Here is a 22,955-nt window from a genome sequence, read left to right as displayed (position 1 = left end):
TAACTTCAAAGGTTTAAATAATTGCAACCACATTTATTTAAACTTCCTCAACTTTTTTCTAAGCTATTCTCTAAGAATCTTATTATTTATTGTAAATAAACCAGGTTGCTACTCTATATGTAAAAGAAAGGCGGAATCTTTAATATGACTCCGCCTTTTTGATATAAAAGCATCTAATCTATTTGAATTAGATGCTTACATTTAGTTCTTAAACCAAGCATTCTAAACTACTTATGCCCCTGTAAATCTTTTTTTATTACATCCCATAGTGGATTATCTTGACGTATCGGCTTACCCTCTTCGTCCCATTTTATTTTTCCTGTTCCCAATTCATAATTCATTCCCGTCCATGTGTCTTCACGGAATGCATAGAATGATTTATGCCAACCTTTTTGGTTGAAGATAGAAATAAGATCTTGCATGTATTGGGTAGCTCCTGGAACGGTACGGTTAATTCCAAACTCCTCTGCAATAATTCGATTAGATGGTACATGATTTTTCTTAGACCATTGTTGAATCGGTTTTAAAAATTTCTCTAACCCCTGTTTATTCCACATTACAGGTTTCTCTAAATCCCCTACTTTTACTAATCCAGGATATTGATATTCCTTGTTTTGTTTTTCACCTTGACTCGTTAATTCATATGGTTCATACATATGAAATGCGTAAAGTGTTTTTTTATCCTCTACTGGTTTTAAATATTTAAAGGCCCATGGAGTAGCATATAAACCTGAATCTAATATAACCGGTGTTTCTTGATCCACTTCTCGAATGGAATTGATCACCTTTTCATAAAATCTGTTTAAATCTGCTGTCGTTCCTTTTACTTTTGCATACCATTTCTCGTAATCTTCCGTCCAAAAATCATTATATCTATTATTTTTGGCTGTTTCTGGATGCGGTTCATTTATAATATTATAACCGACCACTGCAGGGTGATCTTTTAGCTCCAAAGCAAGGTCTTTCCAAAATTGACTTGCTTGTTCTTGATATTTCTCGTCTTCCCATATTCTGTCGTCATTCTTGTTATTATTAAATTGGCGCCACCGATCACCGGGCAATGATAACATTGTAAGAACAACTTTCATTCCCTGCGATTGTGCGGCATCTAAATCCGCTTTTAATTTTTCTAAATCCTCCTTTACTAATCCCTGATAGTTATCTGCATTACCTATCAGAAAATCCTTTCCAGAGGTATCTGGTTTATCATCAAATAAATAATCTTTATCTTTTGCCCATTTATCAGGTGCTAAACGAACATATTCAATATTAGCTTCTTTTGCACTTTTATAGTTCTCAGGTAATGACGTACTATTCATGAAATTAGTACCCTTTCTTTTTGAATCCCAAAAACTAATTTTTGAATCGCTCTTGTAATAGGTATCAGCTCTTACATTCATTTCCTGTACTCCAAAATTCATCATGCCTAACAACGCAACAATTGGTAAAATTTTTTTCACAACTTTTCCTTCTTTCTCTTTATCTTTTACACACATAACATACCTTTGTTTTGTTACAGGAATATGGCAATTTTCCAAAAATACCTTTTATGTTTATAAAAAAGACAGAGATAATAGGAAGTTGCTTCATTTTCTAAAAAACAAAAAAGGAATCCTTTACGGATTCCTTTTTGACTTGCACTCTTTTTCAAATAGTGCATTTTTGCACCTACTTTTAGTATACCTTACAATTCTTATAATATAAATAAGATTAAATGATTTTTCTATATTTTCAAAAAAACATCATACTCTCTTATAAATTTACAGATAAAATAGCGTATTATTAAAACTCATCTCTTGAACATTCCTTTAGTTGTTCCATAGCAATCTTTCGCGCATGCTCCTCACTATCTATCAAAGTCAATCCTTGTGATATATAACTCCAAAATTCATATCCACAATCCTCCATCCATCTATAAGCTTCTGTCGTATATAGCCCATCTTTTCTCCTAATGATTTGAACCTTATAGTTTTTACTTGGAGAAAAAAACTCTTGTATAACCTGCTCCATTTATGAAACATCCTCCTTAAATCTATTATTTGAAATTATATTTTCACATAATCTCGTAATAGAAACCTCTTTTTACGATAAATTACTATCACTTTTTGAAAGGATAATATACCTTACATCCTCCCATCATTTTCTTCCTGTACTAACCAATATAAATGATACAGCTTATATCCTAGAAATTTCAATAACATTTGGCCGTTACTTCTCTCTGTCGTTCTACTTATTTCTACTACATATAATTAAATATTTTTTCAAAAACCACTTCATAAAAGAACGTAAGTTCGTGTATAATAAGAACAAGAATAAGAACAAACGTTCTCGTTATTATTAGGAGGAGTTATAGTGTATGACTATTCAATTTTACCGAATAGAATCATTTTATGTGTCGATCTTCGCAGCTTTTATGCTTCTGTTAGTTGCATCAAAATGGGATTAGACCCACTTCAAACAAAACTAGCTGTAGTCGGTGATGTGAATCGAAATGGCTCCATTGTTTTAGCCGCAACTCCACCTTTAAAAGCAATGGGTGTAAAAAAGATGGCAAGGCTATACGAGATTCCTCGCCAAAAAGACATCCTTATTGTGAATCCAATTATGGGAACTTATATTAAATGCTCTAATTACATAACGAAGTTAGCCCTACAATATGTTCCTATTGAAGACTTTCATCAATACAGCATCGATGAATTTTTTATGGATATTACCGAGAGCATCCATCTATTTGCCCGAAATCCAATTGAATTTGCATTACAGTTTAAACGTGAAATATATGAACATACACGAATTGAATGCACAATCGGGATCGCTCCTAACCTATTGATGAGTAAGGTGGCCTTAGATATTGAAGCAAAGAAAAAGAAAGACGGAATCGCTTATTGGAAATACGAAGATGTGCCTACAAAATTATGGATCATACGGCCACTTAGTAAGTTTTGGGGGATTTCGTATAAAACCGAAACAAAATTAAATCAAAAAGGGATACATTCAATTGGAGATTTAGCTAATTATCCTCTTAAATATTTAAAACAAAGCTTCGGCGTGATTGGCGAAGACTTACACTTACATAGTCATGGAATTGATTTTAGTCGCATTTCAGAAAAATATGTTCCCGTTACAACTTCTGTAGGAAAAAACCAAATTTTAATGCGTGATTATACAATAGAAGAATTTCCAATTATCCTACTGGAACATACCGAAGAAGTTTGCTATCGATTAAGACAACAAAATAAACTTGCTCAAACCGTTCATTTTTCTATTGGATATAGTAAAAATTTTTCGGGTGGCTTTAGCAAAACACATACCTTAAGCCGTCCGACCAACTTAACCATGGACATTTATCAAGTTTGTCTATATTTTCTACATCAACAATATACTGGAGAACCAATTAGAAATATTTCTATCTCTCTAACAAAACTAATTGGTGAAGGAGAAGAACAAATTTCCCTTTTTGATAACATCATACAACGAGAAAAAGAAATAAAGCTAACGAAAGTAATGGATGAAATACGCACAAAGTTTGGGAAAAATAGCATATTAAGAGGAATTTCCTATACAAATAATGCAACAGCAAGATACAGAAATACACTGTTAGGGGGACACAAAGCATGAACAACGCTAATATGCCAAAAGGCAGAGGAATGGTAAAATGGACGCCGTTTGCAGCAATGCCAGAACAATTCGTCGGAATACATGAAATGATCAAAGAAAAAAATAAAGTAGCACGTCCCATTTTAACCCCTGAAGAGAAAGAACTGATTGAAAACATGTTACTATGTTCGTTGCTATCTGAAGAAGAGATATTAATTACATATTATGAAGAAGGTTATTTACTCACTAATTATATGACTGTTATCGATATAGATCCATTACATAGCTCTATCATATGTACTGATGCTTTCTATAATAAGATGACAATACAATTTACGAATATAATAGACGTAAAATAGAATAGATTTAGGTGATTATCTTTGGAGTAATATAAAGGAGTATATAAAATGCAAGGGAATCAGATAAGAAAGAATACAGCGAGAACAATTACTCATAATGATATAAATAACTATCCCTATTTAAATATACCTATGATTATCAATGAGAAAGATGGACTAACTTACGAGGTTTTAAGCGCTGGTTTTCATAATAATGATGCAGTAGCGATGATAACAACAGATGGTTTCGCTACAACTAGGGTAAATACACCGATCGTAACAGTAAAAAACAATGATGGTAGTATCCAAGCATTCCGCTTACCTTTAGAACTTGAATATTGGGTACTTTCATGTATGTGTGCTGCTTCAACAGGGAGAAATCCGTTCCCATGTAAAGTTGCTTTTGGAATCATTGATACTACATTCCATGTAGAATTCAAGTGAAAAAGGAGCAAATTAATTTGCTCCTTTTATCGTTATGTATGCTCTTGTCCTTTTCTTTTTACATTGTTTGCATACAGTTTTTTTGATAATTATAGGAGCGAAACCCTGAAATAGCATTCAACCGGATTCCTTCTTGCTTTGCAAATCAAATAACTTTTCTAGTGCTTCTGCTGCTTCATTACGAAGGTGACTCTATTCTAACGTTCCACTGAATGCGAATGGTACATTTAGTACAACTAGATCCTATGGTTTCTAGCCTTCGGGCAATCCATTTATTTTGCTAAGAATTAAATACAAGGCGCAAAAAAACGTCCTGATTTAATTCCTTATTATCCCTTTCATTTAAGTAATATCCTTGTATATAGGAAATTCCTTAGTTAATTCTTTTACGATAGAGCATGCTTTTTCTTTAGCTCTTACATTCTGGGGATTCTTTAAGACTAAACAAATGATTTCAGCAATTTTAACCATTTCTAATTGCCCCATTCCTTGTGTTGTAACTGCTGGTGTTCCCAAACGAATTCCACTCGTAATAAAAGGACCCTTTTTATCAAAAGGAATTGAATTCTTATTAACCGTTACCCCTACTTCCTCTAATAATATTTGAGCCTCTTTTCCTGTTAGGTTCATATTACAAAGATCTATAAGTAACAAATGATTGTCCGTTCCACCTGTTAACACATTAAAGCCTAACTCTCTTAGTTCTTTTGCTAACACCTTAGCATTCTTTATCGTATTTGAAATATATTTTTTAAATTTAGGCTGCAACGCCTCATTAAAAGCGACTGCCTTGGCCGCAATCATGTGCATAGCCGGCCCTCCTTGTATACCTGGAAATACACTCTTATCTACTTTGGCAGCCCAATCTTTTCGGCAGAGTATAATTCCCCCTCGAGGACCACGTAGAGTTTTATGGGTAGTGGTAGTAACAAAATCAGCATATGGAACTGGACTTGGATGCATTCCAGTAGCTACAAGCCCAGCAATATGAGCTATATCTGCCATAAAAAATGCATTCACTTCTTTTGCGATGCTCGATAACCTCTCAAAATCAATAATTCTGGAATATGCACTTGCACCAATTACAATCATTTTAGGTTGGTGTTTCAGCGCTAAAGTTCTAACTTCATCATAGTCAATATTGAAATTCCGCTTATTTACTCCATAAGAAATAAAATTGTATAATACACCCGAGGAATTAACAGGGTTCCCATGTGTAAGGTGACCACCATGGGATAGATCCATTCCTAATACTGTATCTCCAGGCTTCAGACAAGCCGAGTAAACAGCCATATTTGCTTGTGCCCCAGAGTGAGGCTGTACATTCGCATGATCCGCTCCAAATAATTGTTTTGCTCTCTCTATAGCTAAGTTCTCTACAATATCTATATGTTCACATCCGCCATAGTATCTCTTTTCTGGATACCCTTCAGCATACTTATTAGTCAGCACTGTGCCCATTGCCTCTAAAACTGCTAGACTTACAAAGTTTTCAGAAGCAATTAGTTCAATATGTTTTTGTTGGCGTTGTAATTCATAATCAATTGCCTCAGCTACTTGATAATCTGTTACCCTTAATTTTTTCATTATTAACTATCCCTTCTAATGAATTAGTATTTTTTTGTATGCACTATGATTTGTTGAGCCAACATATTGATTGAGAGCGAATGAACTGCGTATTGCTTCTGTAATAAATAGTTTTGCAATTCTTACTGCCTCTATAACGGACTTCCCTTTCGCTAGTTCAGCAGCAATCGCTGCAGAGTAAGTACATCCAGCACCATGTATATGGTCGGTTTGGAATCGTTCTGATTCTATATATTTAAAATTCTCTCCATCATACAGTAAATCTAATGCTGTCTCATGTTCTATGCGGCTTCCACCTTTCACTAAAACATATTTTGGACCTAAATCGTGAATAATTTTTGCTGCTTCTTTCATCCCTTTAATGGATTTAATTGGGGGCATTTTACTTAAATGTGCCGCTTCCAGTAGATTAGGTGTGACAATTGTAGCTTTTGGTATGAGCAAATCTCGTAAACTATCCACTGTTTCCGGATGCATTACTTCTGTTACACCTTTGCAAACTAAAACCGGATCAATAACAATATTTTCGAGTTGATGTTGATCAATTACCTTGGAAACCAGCTCAATTAGTTGGACCGATCCAAGCATTCCTGTTTTTACCGCATCAATACCGATTCCTTCAATAATAGTTCTTAATTGCTCCTTTACTGTTTTAATTTCTTGTGGAAATGTACGATGCTCCCAATAATTTTTAGGATCCATCGTAACAATAGTTGTTAATGCCGTCATCCCGTAGACATTTAACTCCTGAAATGTTTTCAAATCGGCTTGGATTCCAGCACCTCCACTGCTATCCGAACCAGCTATAGATAAGACCTTATTTTTTACCATAAGAAAACTCCTTTTTAACTGCTAATAGTGATGAACGAAATTCGTCAAAGCGAGTATCTAGGATTGTAATTCACCTAGATACTTTTCAAGACGATTTAGAGCTTCCTCTAACACATTCATTGGCTGAATATAAGAAATCCTCACATACCCTTCTCCAAATTCTGTGAATGAGTCTCCAGGAATGAGTGCAACCTTAGCTTTTTTTAATACATCAGCAACAAATTCTGATGAGGTTTTCCCAAACTTTGAGATAGACGGAAAAAAATAAAATGAACCATTTGGTTTGATTACATTGAGTCCCATATCTTGTAACCTCTCGTATACATAGTCACGACGTATACGATATTGTTCACGCATGATATAAGCATCGTTAATTCCTACTGTCAATGCCTCGATTGCAGCAATTTGACTAATCGATGAGACAGCAGCCGTCGTGTATTGCTGTAGCTTCTTCATTTCCTCAATCAGATATCTTGGTGCAAAAGCAAATCCTACTCTCCATCCTGTCATCGCATGAGATTTTGATAGCCCATTAATGACAATTGTTTTCTCTTTCATTCCCTCCATTTTCGCAATTGACACATGCTCCCCTTCAAAAACCAATTCGCTATATAATTCATCTGAAACAACTATTACATCTTTATCTACCAGTAAATCCCTAATTGCTTTTATTTCTTTTTGGTTCAGTGTCACTCCAGAAGGATTCATCGGAGATGGGATAATGACACACCGTGTTTTATCTGTCATCATTTTTTGAAGAGCCTCTACTGTAACCTTAAATCCCGTATCCCTTGTGTCTAGATAAATAGGTGTTGCGCCACATAAACGAATAGCCGGTTCGTATCCGGGATAAATAGGAGTTGGTAGAATAACTTCGGAACCTTCGCTAAGTATAGTTCTAAGAGCAAGATAAATCCCTCCGGTTGATCCGTTAGTTACTAGTATTTCGCGGTTAGGATCATAAATAAGTCCATATTTTACATGCATGTAGTTTGAGGCAACTTTAAGAAGTTCTGTATAACCAGAAGAAGGTGGACACGTTGTATGGTTGTTTTCAATTGCCATTTGTCCAGCTATCTTTATGTGTGCTGGAGTAGGAAAGTCAGGTTGACCAATAGTTAAATGGATGACATCTTCATATTGCGAAGCCATATCAAAAAAGGTATCCATTTTTGAGGGCTGCAATCGTGTTACTCTATTGTTTAATAAGTGTTTCATGTTTCCATAGCTCCTTTTAGAGGGGGGGATGTATTTTATGTAGCAAAAGCCACCTCTCGCTGCCAAAGATGGTGACCAGAAAGTTAAATATTATATAGATCTTTGATTTTTCACATTAAAATAAAGCGATTAATTGTAGCATTAGAAATTTATAGACAATTTTCTACGTTTGCAAATACCTGATATTTCATCTCCATTGCATCGAGCAAAGTGAATAGGATAATTTTTGATAGAACCAACGAGTGTGTCTCTTCAAGCATTTCATGCGGCCGTTGTACATACATCCCTTGCTCAATTTCATCAGCACAATGTACTATTAATCTCTCAATACTGGCAGCATTTGACTCTAAATGAAATTGTAATCCAACGACATGGTCTTCATATACGTATGCCTGATTAACACATCCTTTGCTATACGCAATTCTCTTTGCTTGCGGAGGAAGTTGGAATGTGTCTGCATGCCAATGGAAAGGAACAAACACCTCAGGAAATCTGCTAAAGAAATCGATTTGCTTGGCCTCCTCCGACAATTTAACAGGAAACCAACCAATCTCCTTATAATGATTTTTAAATACTTTTCCCCCAAGGACTTCTGCGATTAACTGAGCTCCAAGGCATATCCCAAGTACTAGTTTTCGATGCTGAATAGCTTTCTTAATTAACTGTTTTTCCAATCCAAGCCATGGATATATTTTCTCGTCATAAACACCCATCGGACCACCTAGTATGACGAGCATGTCAAATTCCGAATAAGAGGGTAGACAATTGCTTTCATATAATAATGTCCCTGTGACTTCATGCCCTTTTTCCTCCGCCCAAGTTAAAATGTGTTCGGGTGATTCAAAAGATACATGCTGCAAATAGTGTATTCTCAAATTCTTTCCCTCCTTAAGATGTAGTTAAATCATTTAGATTTTAAGTATAATCTTGAGATTACCATTAAACAATTCAATCATTATTATAGAAACGATAGTTTTTACCTATCATTTTGTCTAATTGATGACTCATAACATACGTAAAAACCCACCTGCAGTACGGATATCTGAAAAAACCTTTCCATTCACAATTAATCTATTAATTCACAGATTCAGCATGCATACGTACAAGTGGCAAAAGACAAGTTCACCTAAAGATTGTATGAAACAAGGTGATTACTGTCATATGAACAAAACCTTTTCAATGTAAAAGAAATGACTGTATGTACGAACACAAACAATAGAAATTCACTATAATTTACCCTATAATGATTATTATTTCCTATAAAAAAATAATAACTTTTGGAGGAATAACTATTGGATCTAAAGCAATTGGAATACTTCATGACCTTATGTCAGGAACTACATTTTACTCGTGCCGCCGAAAAGTTAGGAATCGCCCAACCCTCATTAAGCCAGCAGATCCGTTTGCTGGAACACGAAATCGGTACGCCATTGTTTGATCGTGTTGGAAAACGAACCACTATTACCGAAGCGGGCAAAACACTGCTTCATCATAGCTATAATATATTCCATGAGCTATCACAAGCTCGTGCCGCAATTAGTGAAATACAGGGTCTAAAAAGAGGATCATTAAAGATAGGAGCACTCCTGACAGTTACAAATTACTTGATTCCTCAAACTGTAATTGAATTTCACCAAAGGTATCCGAATATTGAATTGGCTGTTTCAGGTATGCGAACTGGGGATATTTATAACGGTCTTTTACAAAATGAACTCGATTTGGGGATAGTATTTTTGCCAATGCAACATGATGAATTAGAAACTATTCCACTCTTTAAACAACATCTTTCTTTAGCAGTTCCAATCAATCATTCCGTTGCAGAAGAGGAATTTGTCACGCTTGACGTTTTAAAAGATACACCTTCTATTTTATTACCTGACACATATTTTTTGCGGCAGCTGATTAACGAACAATGTAATGAGCTTGGATTCAAAGCAAAACCAGTTATGGAAATGACGACTATGGAATCAATCATTCAAATGGTCAGCAAAGGCGTCGGCGTCACCATTCTACCCAAAGGTTACCTTGACTATATCGACAATAAACTTATACGGACAATCCCTATTCAAAGCCCGATGCTTATTACGCAAATTGGCATCGCTTACCGTAAAAACAAATATTTGTGTGCTGCAAGTCGAGTATTCATGGAGCAGTTAATTTCCACTATAAAAAGTGAAAACTTTAAATAGATTGCACTTTATACACGTCGAAATCAGTCTTAAGTTTAAGAATCCTTTTGGCCTATTGTATTTTACTTAAACTATAATGTGCATCCGATAAGAGTTGAATAAAAATCCTGTATTTATCATACAGGATTTTTATTTTCTTATTCCACAAAAGAGAAGCATACTTGAAATAAATCTATTGAAACATATATGAAATGCATAGAAAATGGAGACAGCAAAAGCTAAGAAAAAATTAGGGACTCATATATGGTATTTCTTTTCATTTTTCTTAATAAATTCATAACTGGTAGTCTTTTTCCTTCCTCATCTTCTTTTATAGACTTTCACTTAAATAATTGCTTTCTTTTCAAGCTTCTAAACATACTCATTATTAGTCTGCAAAGCCTATTAACCTTTCACCTTGAAGAATTCTCTTGCTTTATGGAGAGCAAATATGAATCGATCAATCTCTTCTTCTGTGTTATACAAATAAAAACTCGCACGTGCCGTGGAGCTGGTCCCCAGATGTTCCATAAGTGGCTGACAACAATGCTGTCCAGCACGTATGGCTACTCCATATGCATCCAAAACAGTAGCAATATCATGCGGGTGAATATTCTCCACTTGAAACGTCACCAGTCCCAAACGCTCTTTTTCTGGACCAACTATCGTTAAGTCCTCAATCTGCTTCATTTGCTTTACTGCATAGCCAGTTAAAAGCTTGTCATGCCTTGCAATGTTTTCGTTCAAGAAAGTCTATCGCCACTCCTAAACCAATAGCCCCAGCAATAATTGGTGTACCCCCTTCAAATTTCCAAGGGGATTCCTTCCACGATGAATCATATAAATTAACATGATCAATCATTTCGCCCCCAAATTCAATTGGATCCATCTTCTCAAGGAGTGATATTTTTCCGTATAGAGCACCAATTCCCGTCGGCCCGCACATTTTATGCCCTGAAAATGCATAGAAATCACAGTCCAAATCCTGAACATCCACTTTTATATGAGGAACGCTTTGCGCTCCATCCACTACAATAACAGCTCCATGCTTATGCGCAATAGCTGCCATTTTCTTCACCGGATTAGCGACACCTAACACATTTGAAATATGCGATACAGCAACTATCTTCGTCCGTTTTGTGATTGTATTTTCTACATCCTCTAGAGTAAATGTTCCATCTGGTTGTAGTGGAATATATTTCAATACAGCTCCGGTGCATTTTGCTACTTGCTGCCAGGGAATTATATTACTGTGATGCTCCATTGCAGTAATAACAATTTCGTCCCCGTTTTTACATACCGATCGTGCATAACTGCTTGCTACTAGATTAATTGCTGCTGTGGTACCTCGAGTGAATATTATTTCTTTTTCTAATTTTGCGTGAAGAAAACGAGCTACCTTAAACCGTGCTCCTTCATAAGCATCCGTTGCCCGTGAACTCAGTGAATGAACCCCACGATGGACATTTGCATTATCCCATTCATAGTAGTGCTTTAGTGCCTCAATTACCTGAATTGGCTTTTGTGCTGAAGCGGCATTATCTAAATATACTAGGGGATGCCCATTAATCTGCTGATTAAGAATCGGAAAAAGTTTACGTATTTCTGAAAAACTCATGATTACTCCCCCAATGCTTTACTTACCATACTTAATACTCGATAATGAGCCTCAATTGTTGTTTCAATTACCTCATCCGAATGAGCATTCGATATAAACATGGCTTCATATGGCGTAGGGGCTATCAAAACTCCATGATTTAACATAGCCGCATAATATTTTTTAAATAAACGCATATTTGAAAGTTGAGCAGTTTCATAATCCACAACCTCATGTTCCGTAAAATAAAAGCAAAGCATTGAACCCACTCTATTTACTTTCAATGGAATACCAGTCAGTTTGGCATTTTGTATAAAACCTTCAGCTAATCTAGCACCTTTTCTTTCTAGTTTTTCATAGATTCCATGCTGAGACAATAATTGCAAAGTCGCATACCCGGCTGCCATGGCAACCGGATTTCCAGATAATGTTCCAGCTTGATAAATCGATCCAGTAGGGGCCATTTGTTCCATAATTTCTCGCTTACCGCCATAAGCGCCTACTGGGAGCCCTCCTCCAATTACTTTTCCTAGACATGTAAGATCTGGCTTAATTCCGTATAGACCTTGCGCTCCATAATAGCCTACACGGAAACCAGTTACCACTTCATCAAAAATGAGTAGACTTCCGTAGCGCTCAGTAATCTCACGCAACCCATGAAGAAATCCTGGCAATGGTGGTATGACACCCATATTTCCTGCTATCGGCTCAACAATAACAGCAGCAATCTGCTCACCAAATTTTTCAAATACAAAACGAATACTATCTATACTGTTATAAGGTACTGTAATGGTATTGGAAGCAACACTTTTCGGAACTCCTGGACTGTCAGGTAAACCCAATGTTGCCACACCAGATCCGGATTTGATTAAAAAGGGATCCGCATGTCCATGATAGCCTCCTTGAAATTTCACGATTTTTTGCCGTTTCGTATATCCTCTTGCTAAACGTATGGCACTCATGGTAGCTTCTGTACCAGAATTGACCATACGTATCATTTCAATAGATGGAATACTTCTACATATTAACTCCGCCATTTTTGTTTCAGCTTCTGTTGGTAAGCCAAAACTTGTTCCCTGACTTGCTGCCTCCTGTATGGCTTTAACAACTTCCGGGTGAGCATGCCCTAATATGAGTGGACCCCATGAGCCAATATAATCAATAAATTCATTTCCATCTATATCAAATACGTATGCACCCTGCCCATTTTTAGCAAAAATAGGTGCTAGATTGACGCATGAAAATGCGCGAACCGGACTATTAACTCCGCCAGGCATAATTCTTTTAGCTTTATTGAACGCTATTTCAGAATTTGTGTCTTTCCTTTTCATGTACAATTCCCCCCTTTTCAACGACTAATACGTCGCCATACATAAAAAAATATGAGATTATACTCTATCTATCTTTCATTCATACTCTTATCTGAAAGCTTATTTATAACCATTTTTTGTATAAATCAGCAATCCATTTATCTTCCACTAAAGAAATTGCTTCACGAAAACGACTTTTGCACCTGTAAAAATAATTACCAATAAAATCGACTTGTGTAAATTACACGCTATGATGATTTTATGGTGTAGTCTACAAACCGACATTATCATTTTCATAATAGCAATCGGAAAGCTAAAAATAATCTGCCCCAAATGCATGGACTGCCCATCGTTGCGATTCATCGATTATCTATGCGTGCTGATGTACATCATCTAAACAAGCTATATTTATTAAATCCATGGATTAGGTATTTTCACCTAAGAATAATTTAAATGAGTCCTCCATTCCTTCTCCTATTTTGTGACCTGGTATATGGAAAGAAACCATTTTTCGCTTTGCATGTTCTACTAAATCTGTAAACAATGGTATGCGTTCATCGTTAATAATGAATCTCAATTCCTTTCCGATAGTATTTTGTATTCCAACTTAGTTTAGAATGCAGTGATTCATAGTTCAATATAATAATAAATATAGTTTCAATAGGAATTACCTATTATAATAAAATCAAGTAGGAATCCCCTACTTCTAAACGAAGTGAAAGTGGGGGTAGTTCAAGATTTAATCATTAATTTATTCATAAAATCCTTTATAGAATTCGCCTGGAATATGCGGAAATAAGAAGATTGAACGTCGTAATGTTTGTCAGTAATGATTAGGATTGAAGGGAAAAATTTAGAAGCTTTCGGTTGCCAAGATTCATTGTGCCATTCTTGACTATGGAAGTATAACTCGTATCTATTTATCTTATCTTGCATTATTTTTTTACTGTATACTGACTTTTGAACTTCAATAAAAAATGGGGATCTACGCCATATCGTAAAGGCATCTGGCTCCATATACTCTTTCCCATACTTAGGTTCCACTTTGAATAGTTTAGGATTTTCGTAGTAGACAAGTTGTTTGTATACATCCACAATACCAAGGAAATGAGGAATTTTTTGACTCGTTTTTTTGATAGAACTTGGTTGTGGAAAATAAATGTATGGGTGCTGTAATACGTTTGCATCAACATAACCATCTCTCCTTAATCGTTTCATAACCGTATTACAACAAGTTATTGCATTCTTTAAACCTTGAAAATGCAAGTCAATAATATCATCACGAGACATGCATCTAAATAGCTTCAAATCATTTAAAATTCCTTTATCTCTACTCCTCATCATCTAACACCCCAAATAAAGGAACTTCTTCTTTTAGAGGAATTTGGAGCATTTTCTCTTCTTTAGACATGCGATAGGGTTCAACAATTTGTTTTGCCTTACTTAATTCCAAATAAGGTGCTTGCACTTTCTTTAATCCATTTCGTTTTAATATCATTTGGCCCGATTGCTCTAAATGCTCTGAACCAGGAGTACCCATGATATTACTATTAATCGTACTATCGCATTTAAAACCAATTCTTACGGTCATATTGAGTTTTAACTTGCCATCCAACACCTTTGCATCCGGCCTCTGCATACTAAGCATAAGAAAGACCCCAAGTGATCGACCGACTGCTGAAATTTTTTCAATTGTAGTCATACACTCTTTTTCATCTTTAAGCATCGCCACTTCATCAATAGCCAGTAAAATATATGGTTTTTGATTATCAGGATTCAATTTGTTGTACGCATCAATATGATCAACCTCGAATTGCTCCATGAGTTTTCTTCGTTCTCTGATTTCCTTCCACACCTTTTGAAGCATAATTTTCATTTCGATTTCTTCCATACAAACTTCTTTTACATGCTTCACTCTTCGCAAAAAATGAAATTCAGAGTTTTTTAGATCCCCAAGATACAAATGCAACTTATCAGGTGACATATATTGAATGAAAGTGGATAGTACAACACGCACCATACTACTTTTCCCGCTTCCCGTTTCCCCCGCAATTAATAAGTGTGGTGTATTGGAATCAAGCATATCGTATGTAATCATTTTCCCAAATTGATCCCGGCCAACCACAACAGGAAGACGATATTCCTTTAATAATGAATGCCACTCTTTATAACAATACTTATAAGGTTTTAGTCCAGAATCTGAATGGAATACATGTAGTACAAACTTTTTCACATCCCCTTCAATCGTAATATTCCGTCCTAATATTTGTCGGAAACAAAACCACTTCTTTTCAATCTTTTGTGGATCTAATCCGTTTGGTATCGTAAATACATACCTCACACTTTCTGTTGAAGAAGAAACATTATGTACCTTTGGATAAATAGGCACTTTCCCTCCACGTGTTTGATGTTCTGTATATAGACCTGCTTTTGCAAAAACCTCTTTAAGTCGATTCCTTAACTTTTGTGTATGAAGCCACTCCTTTATAATCCTCATTTACTCCATCCCTCCCTAAAACATACTTACGATACGAACAAATGCGTATCCAATTAAGCAAACTCCACCAATTCTCATACCATAATAAATACTTCCACTCACAACCTTTGCAGCAAATATATGTTCATTTTGTAACAAATACTTTTCTAACAAGACTGCCCCAATTAAAACCGTTCCCATTATTCCTAATGCAATATAAGTATTTAACACTTGATCGGACATATGAAAGAACGCAAAAGGACTTAATGAATTGTATTTACGAATTGTATTTTCTTTATCTTTGTATGGCCGATCTATAAACTTACGAAAAAAAATCCTTTCTTTCCTTACTCGCATTTAAATGCCTCCGTTCTCTTTATAAACAGAATAAGAAAACTTATAAAACATAGGGTTGATTCACTTATTACCTCGTTAACATTACTTTGATAGTTAATTTGGTATGTACTTTGCCAATTCAAAGACTAATTGATTTGATATCTATCTTGATAATACGTTTGCTAGCAACTTTGATAGCGACCTTGATACATCATATTGCGAACAGCTTGTACATTATTAACACTTTTGTTTAAAAAAATCAGGCTTTGGTAAAAATGTGATTAATAGAGTATCTACGAATAGGAGTGTTCGCAGTGTTTGGCTTAGGAAAACCGTTATCTAAGTTTGGTAAATTTTTAAGAAAGAATGATATTACTCAAACAGAATTAAAGGAATGGAGTGGGGTAAACCAAAATACAATTAGCCGTATCTCTCGTTCGAATCAATACAAGCCTTCATTAGGGAATGGTCAAAAGATAATTAGGGCCTTAAAAAGAAAAGGATTCGGCGTAGACTTTGAAGATTTTTGGATGTGATAATTCGCTCAATATGTACTACTGTATCAACACTACACTTGAAAGAAAGAGATATTCAAAAATGAATATCTCATAAAAAAGATCAACTACCATTTAAAGTAGTTGATCTACATGTGCAATCTCTATAAAAAATACATATTATATTTACTTACTACATTATAAGGTTTTTAACTTCTATTCTTAAACATACTATCTAGGATTCTATCCTAGAATCTGAACTTATATCTTAAATCCACCAATTAATTCTTGAAGTTCTTCGGCCATCTGTGCTAATTGTATTGCTGAAGAATTTATCTCTTCCATAGAAGCATGTTGCTCCTCAGATGAACCGGCTATCGTTTGCATACTTGAAGAATTCTCTTTCACAGCCATAGATATTTGATTAATTGATGTATCGACTTCCATTACATCACTTGTCATTTTATTTGATAATTCCACCATACCATGTACTTTTGACACGATATCATTTGCAGATTTTGAGATTTCATAAAAACTTTGTTTTGTATCATTCGCAACCTGAATCCCCGACTGCACTTCAACTCCTACTTCATTCATAGCTTTTACAGTCTCATGTACATCTGCTTGTATTTCATTAATTAAACTTCCAATTTCCATTGAAGATTCGGATGATTGCTCCGCTAACTTCCTGACCTCATCGGCAACAATTGCAAAGCCACGCCCCTGTTCTCCTGCTCTAGCCGCTTCAATCGCTGCATTCAATGCTAATAAATTTGTTTGTGCTGCAATATTTTGAATTACTTCTAATATACTTCCGATTTGCTGCGATTTTTTATCTAATAATTTAATTACATTATCGGATTGAGAAACAGAATGATGGATAGACTCCATTTGCGTTACAGTTTGTTCTACTAATTGTTCGCCCTCATTGGCTTTTTGTTTTGTGTATAAGGATGAAGCCGATACTTCAGAAGCATTATCAGCTACGCATTGAATATTACGCGTGACCTCACCAATTAATTTCGCTCCAGACGCAACTTCATTATTTTGAACTTCTGCACTATTCGATATTTCTTCCATTTCTTTTGTAATTTGTTCTGTCGCAACACTGGCTTGCTCTACGCTAGCGGTTAGTTCCTCAGATGAAGCAGCCACATGTCCTGCAGATGTATTAATTTGAGAAATTAAATTACGCAACGACTCTGCCATTGCATTGAAACTACCACCTAATTGACCAAGTTCATCCTTTGAACGAATATCTATTTTCTCAGTTAAATCTCCCCGGCTAATTCTTTGAGCTGAAATAACTAATTGCCTTAGTGGATTAATAATAGATTTAAGAATGAAGAAAATTACAATTCCACCTAACAACAATGAAGCCCCTATTATAGTGAGCGTTTTATAAAAAATAGGATTGGTAGCTTCTTCAATTTCTTTAATAGGCATTACACCAGCTATTTTCCAACCTGTTTTTTTGTTTGTTTTAAAGCTTATGTTTCGATCCTCGCCATTAAGGCTATAAGTAATTACTCCATCTTCTTTCTTGTATAGTTCATCTGCTAATGATTTCTCTAATTTCTCACCTGGCTTAAGTGTAGGATGAACAACTATAGTCTTATCTTGACTTACTATAGATACAAAGCCTTGTTTTCCTATTTTTATCATTTTAGAAGTTTTTACGATATCATCAATATTCAAGTCCACACCAATGACACCACTTTTATCAGCATTTTGCTTTGCAATTGCTATTACCATATTTCCTGTAGCCTTTGATTTATAGGGTGACGAAACAATAATCTCTCCATTAGCTTTTACTGCATCCTTATACCAACTACTTTCTAACGGATTAAATCCTTCTGGTATTTTTCCAACAGGTGCATGAATAAATTGATTATTACTGGATGTAGTATAAATTGTTTCTATCTCTGGATGTAACTGTATATATTGATCAAATTTACTTTGCACATTTTGCAATTGGTCAGCATTATAATCACCTTGTGTAAGTATCTTTGCAAAATGAGTTACATCTATATGTTTATTTTCTAATTCATCATCAACTATCTTATTTAAAATACTCACATTATCTTTCGCGGTTTGTAGAATTGTTTCATTAAGATCTGTTCTTGCTTTATCATAAGACGATACCCCTACGACAAGACTTGGTATAATTAATATTGCAATAAATGCCATAGACAACTTCGTTTTAAGCTTCATTTGTTCCAATCTTTCTTTTATTTTAAACACTATCTACTTCTCCCTTTCATTCTTACAACTGATATAGTTTATTTAATTGTTTGCTCCTTTATTTTTTCTACATTCATTTATGGTATTATTCGAAATGAAATTACCGTTACATCCCTTTACGTGTATCTTCTCATATAGCGATTTATTTTTTACAAGTGAAGTTGTATCTATCCCCTTTCAAATATGTAATTTTTTTATAGTAAGCAATGTTAAGACTACGAATTATTCTAAATTAACTGGAGGAAACATAGACTTCAGTTAAAAGATGATTTTTGGCTTTGATTGAATCAAAAGTTTAATTTAGAACGATTCACATTGGATGAAATCCTTACCATACCAAATTTTCTTTAACTTAACTAAGTGAATTTATTCTTTGAATAACTATACTTAACAGCCTTTTAACCACTCTGACCGCTTCACTTCATTCATTTATCTATTTACTACAGCTACTTTTGTTTTATCGGATACTAAACCATAAATTCTAAATAGGAGAATAAAATAAATTGGAGGACTTCATTGTAACACGTATACATAAGTTTTAAATATTAAAATAAAAAAATATTTTTTCATTATCTTATCTTCATGAATTACTAATAATAGATTGCGAACTTTTTTGGGCTAGCGGCTATATCTGGTTATTACAAAGATTAGAATGAATAACAGCACTAATCAGTATGTATTTTGTGGAAGGCGTTGTTTGAACTACACCTCTGCTGAATTACGATTGGGTAAACCTCCATAGATTGTGCACGTCTCTTCACTCCATCATTTCCATCTAAATAACTTCTTACTGCCATTACTTTTTCCTCTCGTGAAAATTTAACCATAAAAAAGTACACCCCCCAATTGTTGCTCTTGTCTAACATTTCGGGTGTACATCAATTAAGGAAAAATTACATGTCATTTATATGGACAATTAATTAGCACCTTTCTTCCTCCACCATGTTTCAAATGCGCCAATTGCTCCTCAGCAAGAAGGAACGAGAACTAAGCAAATATAAAGCGATTTATATCATAAAAGATCATTTTTCACTTATTCATCAATCTTTACGAAAAAACACCCAAGAATTAAAAAAGATATTGTTTCGTCTGTTTAATCTCTTACAGAAAACGGACGAAAATCCCATAGGTATGAGAAGAAAACAATCTTTGATATCTTAGGCGTCGTATATAATTTTTCTATGCCCCACAATCATGTAGCGTAATCAAAAATCTGAAGCCCGATAGGGTTTATTTAGGATGCAAATTTTTAAAGAATTTACACTGCATCTTTAGAAAAAAGAAAAAATATTAAATGAAATTAAACTTATATATTGTTAGCTTGATGGGCATGGTGCAGCGCCCACATTTTAATGATTTTATAGAACAAACGATTTTCAAAAACCGATAGCACAATTTAAATTATGATTTTGATTTAAATAATGCGCTCTGAAACACTACTCTTCTTCTAAAATAGCGTAATAATATTCATCCCACCATTCATTTCCATAGGGGATACACTTCCTGAAATAGCCTTCTCTTCTCATTCCAATTCTCTCCATCAATCGATATGATGGGGTATTTTGTGGCTGACATGTCGCTATAATTCTATGTAATTTCATTTCCTTAAACCCATATTTCAATGTAGCTTGCGCTGCTTCAGAAGCATATCCTTTATTGAAATATTTAGGATTGAATACCCACCCAATTTCATAAGTATGCTCACCAAAATATTTATGAAAAACAACATGACCAATCAGAATATTTTCATCTATCAGTATCACAGGAAAGTTCTCAGCATTTTCACCCATATTTTTATTTACAAAGTTTTTTGTATCTTCTTCAGTAAAAACCCCTTCGGGTATGTATTTCATTACATTGCTATCTGATGTATACTCATGGACAGCTTGCCAATCTTTGAACTCAAAATTTCGTATTAATAATCTTTCTGCTTTTATCAACATTTACTTTTCTCCTCTCAAAAAATTGTTTCTTTACTTCAAATCCACATTCAACCCTTAAACTAAAAAGAGCCTGTAGGAATCTCTACAAGTTCTTTTTAATTTAAGATGAATATATGCGACAAACAAACTATCTTACAGATTCATCATTAAAACTACAGGAATAGTACTTTGACAAATATATCATATAACAAATATTAACATCCGTACATTTTTGAAAATTATGTTACTTGAGAACAAAAATAGCTTTTTTCTTAACTGTTCTTAATTTCGCTTACTACTAACTTCTTTTTACTTAAATAAACTGCTCGACCTGATTTTTTTGCAAATTCTTGCGAATGCGTAACAACAATTACGCATTTACCTTCTTGATGATCGAGTTCCTGAAACAACTCAATCATTTTATTTGCTGTTGGTTCACCAGCAATAAATAAAACAACATAGCAAGATAGTGTCTTAGCAATCGCTACACGTTGTCGGTGTTTGCCACTTAATTGAATTAAATTACTTTTTTCTAAAACATCCTCATACTCTCTCAGTTTCAATCTACTGTTACTAGCCGTAATCTTCTATATATATGCCTCTTTCAACCAATTTGATATGGTTTTACGCTGTTTTGGCTTTTAGATAAGACCATATCATTTTCGTTTGCAATAGTTTCCTTTTAGGACCTTTTGTATGATTTTTCACTGCCTTTCCTTCGTCGCTATTTTAAATTTATACTAATAATTTATTTTAACTTAATATGGGGAGGTATCGAACTTGGCCTGTTTAGAATACTGAATTTTCAGATATATGTTTAGAAATACACTTTAAACTAATAACATCTGTAATAATATGGATTTCACTGCTATGATAAAAACATATAGATATAAACATACAAAGGGGGAAGCTATGTGATCGTAGCAAAAGGAAACGAAAACATTACTACATTAATGAACGATTGGTACAAAGCTATGCGTTCTCAAAAGTTATTACAAGCCAAAAATCTAAGGTCTGATGTTGAAAAACTTCTCGAAGAAATGGAACAAGATCAAACGCTTCTTATTTACTATTCTTTACTAGAGTTTAGGTATAATCTTTTGATAAATAATACATCTGGATTATTAAAGCCTGGAGAACATATAGAAGAATCTACTATAGACATGCTCAATTACTACTACTATTTGTTCAATGCTATACACGCAATGAAGATTGGACAATATATTGACGCTAAGCACTTCTATCACAAAGCTGAAACACTTCTATCTCTTATTCCGGATGAATTAGAACAAGCAGAATTTAATTATCAGTATGCTCTTTTCAACTATTATCAGTTCCAACCACTAAATACAATAACATACGCTAATAAAGCGAAAGAAACCTATTCTAATGAAGTTGGGTATGAAATAAATATAGCTTCATGTAATAATATTTTGGGACTTGCAAGTACTTCTCTAAAGCAATACGAGTTAGCTGAAGAGTATTTTCTTTCCGCTTTAGATATTGCAACCAAACAAGATCAAACACAACTTACTCAAATGATTCGTCATAATATAGGGCTACTATATTCAGATCAAAATATGCCACAACTAGCAATCAATTACCTCTCTAAGGCACTAGAAGGTAGCTGTAAAACAATGTATTTGTTAGCTAAAGAACATGAGAAACTAGGCAACGTAAATGAGGCTGCTAGTTATATAGATAAAGGATTGCACATTAGTAATGCACAAAATAATAAAGAATATTATCATCATTTATCAATTCTAAATGCAAGATTACAGCATACACCTATAGATGAATATGAAAAGATTATTGTTGAAGGAATCCATTATCTCCAAGAAGAAAATTTATGGCACTTTGTCGAAATGTATGCTGATGAATTAGCAAACAAGTATTATGATGAAGGTAACCACTTGAAAGTAAGTCAATACTTCCGTGTGGGATACAAGGCTAAAATTGAAATGGAGAAAAGGAGTGCTTTAAAATGATGAAAAAAATACTAATTAGTACAGCAGGACTTTTATTCTCGGGTTTTATGCTAGTGGCACCAATCACTTTAAGTAACACTCACGGCGAGGCAATGATTGCAGTACAAAAGCAGGAAATTATACAATATACGAATACCCATGGTGAAGGAATGTAATAACTGTAGAACTCCTCTCCCTACAATTAATACACTATTATTTGCAGGGAGGATTTCTTTGTATGTTATATATACTTACTTTGTGTTAATTAGCGTGTAAGACTCTCCTTAATAAATCCATGCAGTGAAATTTAATATTTTAAAAGCAAAATTAAAAGGAATCCTATAATAAAAATTCACCCAAGAAAATAAGAACTAATACATAAATAAGCAAAGGTCTTTACTTCATTGTAAGGACTTTTATTTTTAT

The 22,955-nt window shown here is 34.4% G+C and carries 21 protein-coding genes and 5 pseudogenes; 8 read left to right on the top strand and 18 right to left on the bottom strand.

The window, feature by feature from the left end:
* Positions 1-227: 227 nt before the first annotated feature.
* On the bottom strand, positions 228-1,496 hold the full coding sequence (locus tag RBB48_RS27540; protein ID WP_306008445.1) for a glycoside hydrolase family 5 protein: 1,269 nt from the start codon (positions 1,494-1,496) through the stop codon (positions 228-230).
* Between the two features lie 286 nt (positions 1,497-1,782).
* Complete coding sequence (locus RBB48_RS27535; protein ID WP_087985478.1) at positions 1,783-2,010, bottom strand: hypothetical protein; 228 nt, start codon at positions 2,008-2,010, stop codon at positions 1,783-1,785.
* A gap of 342 nt (positions 2,011-2,352) precedes the next feature.
* Between RBB48_RS27535 and RBB48_RS27530 the strand changes: the two genes are divergently transcribed.
* The 3 genes from RBB48_RS27530 to RBB48_RS27520 are packed head-to-tail and all read left to right on the top strand — an operon-like array spanning position 2,353 to position 4,379.
* On the top strand, positions 2,353-3,618 hold the full coding sequence (locus RBB48_RS27530; protein ID WP_306008437.1) for a Y-family DNA polymerase: 1,266 nt from the start codon (positions 2,353-2,355) through the stop codon (positions 3,616-3,618).
* On the top strand, positions 3,615-3,956 hold the full coding sequence (locus RBB48_RS27525; protein ID WP_306008436.1) for a YolD-like family protein: 342 nt from the start codon (positions 3,615-3,617) through the stop codon (positions 3,954-3,956). Before RBB48_RS27530 ends, RBB48_RS27525 begins: the two co-directional genes overlap by 4 nt.
* 48 nt (positions 3,957-4,004) lie before the next feature.
* Positions 4,005-4,379 carry a hypothetical protein gene (locus RBB48_RS27520; RefSeq protein WP_048562742.1) on the top strand — a complete coding sequence of 125 codons (375 nt, stop codon included), beginning with the start codon at positions 4,005-4,007 and terminating at the stop codon, positions 4,377-4,379.
* Between the two features lie 35 nt (positions 4,380-4,414).
* Here the strand turns inward: RBB48_RS27520 and RBB48_RS27515 are convergent.
* The 5 genes and pseudogenes from RBB48_RS27515 to RBB48_RS27495 form a co-directional block, all read right to left on the bottom strand.
* Positions 4,415-4,622, bottom strand: a pseudogene (locus RBB48_RS27515) (D-alanyl-D-alanine carboxypeptidase family protein); the annotation flags it as partial.
* A 99-nt stretch (positions 4,623-4,721) separates the two neighbouring features.
* On the bottom strand, positions 4,722-5,966 hold the full coding sequence (locus RBB48_RS27510; RefSeq protein ID WP_306008435.1) for a serine hydroxymethyltransferase: 1,245 nt from the start codon (positions 5,964-5,966) through the stop codon (positions 4,722-4,724).
* A 15-nt stretch (positions 5,967-5,981) separates the two neighbouring features.
* On the bottom strand, positions 5,982-6,797 hold the full coding sequence (gene pdxK / locus RBB48_RS27505) for a pyridoxine/pyridoxal/pyridoxamine kinase (protein WP_306008434.1): 816 nt from the start codon (positions 6,795-6,797) through the stop codon (positions 5,982-5,984).
* A 57-nt stretch (positions 6,798-6,854) separates the two neighbouring features.
* On the bottom strand, positions 6,855-8,015 hold the full coding sequence (locus RBB48_RS27500) for an aminotransferase class I/II-fold pyridoxal phosphate-dependent enzyme (protein ID WP_306008433.1): 1,161 nt from the start codon (positions 8,013-8,015) through the stop codon (positions 6,855-6,857).
* Between the two features lie 149 nt (positions 8,016-8,164).
* Positions 8,165-8,890: a type 1 glutamine amidotransferase gene (locus tag RBB48_RS27495; protein WP_306008432.1), complete on the bottom strand. Its 726-nt coding sequence runs from the start codon at positions 8,888-8,890 to the stop codon at positions 8,165-8,167.
* A gap of 417 nt (positions 8,891-9,307) precedes the next feature.
* Here RBB48_RS27495 and RBB48_RS27490 point away from each other — a divergent pair, with 417 nt between their 5' ends.
* Positions 9,308-10,204: a LysR family transcriptional regulator gene (locus RBB48_RS27490; RefSeq protein ID WP_306008431.1), complete on the top strand. Its 897-nt coding sequence runs from the start codon at positions 9,308-9,310 to the stop codon at positions 10,202-10,204.
* A 384-nt stretch (positions 10,205-10,588) separates the two neighbouring features.
* Here the strand turns inward: RBB48_RS27490 and RBB48_RS27485 are convergent.
* From RBB48_RS27485 to RBB48_RS27460, 6 genes and pseudogenes are all read right to left on the bottom strand, one after another.
* Positions 10,589-11,801: pseudogene (locus RBB48_RS27485) on the bottom strand (cysteine desulfurase).
* A 2-nt stretch (positions 11,802-11,803) separates the two neighbouring features.
* On the bottom strand, positions 11,804-13,111 hold the full coding sequence (hemL, locus tag RBB48_RS27480) for a glutamate-1-semialdehyde 2,1-aminomutase (protein WP_306008430.1): 1,308 nt from the start codon (positions 13,109-13,111) through the stop codon (positions 11,804-11,806).
* A 403-nt stretch (positions 13,112-13,514) separates the two neighbouring features.
* Entirely contained in the window at positions 13,515-13,598 is an 84-nt protein-coding gene (locus RBB48_RS27475; RefSeq protein WP_306008444.1) for a hypothetical protein, read from the bottom strand.
* A gap of 224 nt (positions 13,599-13,822) precedes the next feature.
* Positions 13,823-14,398, bottom strand: coding sequence for a replication-relaxation family protein (locus RBB48_RS27470; RefSeq protein WP_306008443.1), 576 nt, complete (start codon positions 14,396-14,398; stop codon positions 13,823-13,825).
* Between the two features lie 22 nt (positions 14,399-14,420).
* Positions 14,421-15,587 (bottom strand): FtsK/SpoIIIE domain-containing protein, encoded by a 1,167-nt coding sequence (locus RBB48_RS27465; RefSeq protein ID WP_306008429.1) that lies wholly within the window; start codon positions 15,585-15,587, stop codon positions 14,421-14,423.
* 15 nt (positions 15,588-15,602) lie between these two features.
* On the bottom strand, positions 15,603-15,923 hold the full coding sequence (locus RBB48_RS27460) for a hypothetical protein (protein ID WP_306008428.1): 321 nt from the start codon (positions 15,921-15,923) through the stop codon (positions 15,603-15,605).
* 293 nt (positions 15,924-16,216) lie between these two features.
* On the opposite strand from RBB48_RS27460, the gene RBB48_RS27455 reads away from it, so the two are divergent.
* Positions 16,217-16,438, top strand: a complete 222-nt coding sequence (locus tag RBB48_RS27455) for a helix-turn-helix transcriptional regulator (protein WP_016090024.1) — start codon at positions 16,217-16,219, stop codon at positions 16,436-16,438.
* Between the two features lie 219 nt (positions 16,439-16,657).
* Here RBB48_RS27455 and RBB48_RS27450 read toward each other — a convergent pair whose 3' ends face one another.
* Both RBB48_RS27450 and RBB48_RS27445 read right to left on the bottom strand, forming a co-directional pair.
* Positions 16,658-18,640, bottom strand: a complete 1,983-nt coding sequence (locus tag RBB48_RS27450) for a methyl-accepting chemotaxis protein (protein ID WP_141542853.1) — start codon at positions 18,638-18,640, stop codon at positions 16,658-16,660.
* A 665-nt stretch (positions 18,641-19,305) separates the two neighbouring features.
* Entirely contained in the window at positions 19,306-19,467 is a 162-nt protein-coding gene (locus RBB48_RS27445; protein WP_306008446.1) for a hypothetical protein, read from the bottom strand.
* A 62-nt stretch (positions 19,468-19,529) separates the two neighbouring features.
* On the opposite strand from RBB48_RS27445, the pseudogene RBB48_RS27440 reads away from it, so the two are divergent.
* A pseudogene (locus RBB48_RS27440) lies at positions 19,530-19,845 on the top strand (IS4 family transposase); the annotation flags it as partial.
* A 231-nt stretch (positions 19,846-20,076) separates the two neighbouring features.
* On the opposite strand, the gene RBB48_RS27435 reads toward RBB48_RS27440, so the two are convergent.
* The 3 genes and pseudogenes from RBB48_RS27435 to RBB48_RS27425 all read right to left on the bottom strand — a co-directional run.
* The gene (locus RBB48_RS27435) at positions 20,077-20,583 is read right to left on the bottom strand and encodes a GNAT family N-acetyltransferase (protein ID WP_306008427.1); all 507 of its coding nucleotides are present in this window, start codon (positions 20,581-20,583) and stop codon (positions 20,077-20,079) included.
* 251 nt (positions 20,584-20,834) lie between these two features.
* Positions 20,835-21,104, bottom strand: a pseudogene (locus RBB48_RS27430) (ABC transporter ATP-binding protein); the annotation flags it as partial.
* A gap of 48 nt (positions 21,105-21,152) precedes the next feature.
* Positions 21,153-21,270: pseudogene (locus RBB48_RS27425) on the bottom strand (transposase); the annotation flags it as partial.
* A 206-nt stretch (positions 21,271-21,476) separates the two neighbouring features.
* On the opposite strand from RBB48_RS27425, the gene RBB48_RS27420 reads away from it, so the two are divergent.
* Together RBB48_RS27420 and RBB48_RS27415 are read left to right on the top strand one after the other, a co-directional pair.
* Positions 21,477-22,550, top strand: a complete 1,074-nt coding sequence (locus tag RBB48_RS27420; RefSeq protein ID WP_306008426.1) for a Rap family tetratricopeptide repeat protein — start codon at positions 21,477-21,479, stop codon at positions 22,548-22,550.
* Positions 22,547-22,705: a hypothetical protein gene (locus RBB48_RS27415; RefSeq protein ID WP_173602309.1), complete on the top strand. Its 159-nt coding sequence runs from the start codon at positions 22,547-22,549 to the stop codon at positions 22,703-22,705. Before RBB48_RS27420 ends, RBB48_RS27415 begins: the two co-directional genes overlap by 4 nt.
* The last annotated feature ends 250 nt before the right edge of the window (positions 22,706-22,955 follow it).

The sequence above is a fragment of the Bacillus sp. MMSF_3353 genome (assembly GCF_030733445.1).
Lineage (GTDB): Bacteria > Bacillota > Bacilli > Bacillales > Bacillaceae_G > Bacillus_A > Bacillus_A wiedmannii.
This window is presented reverse-complemented; position numbering and strand designations above follow the sequence as displayed.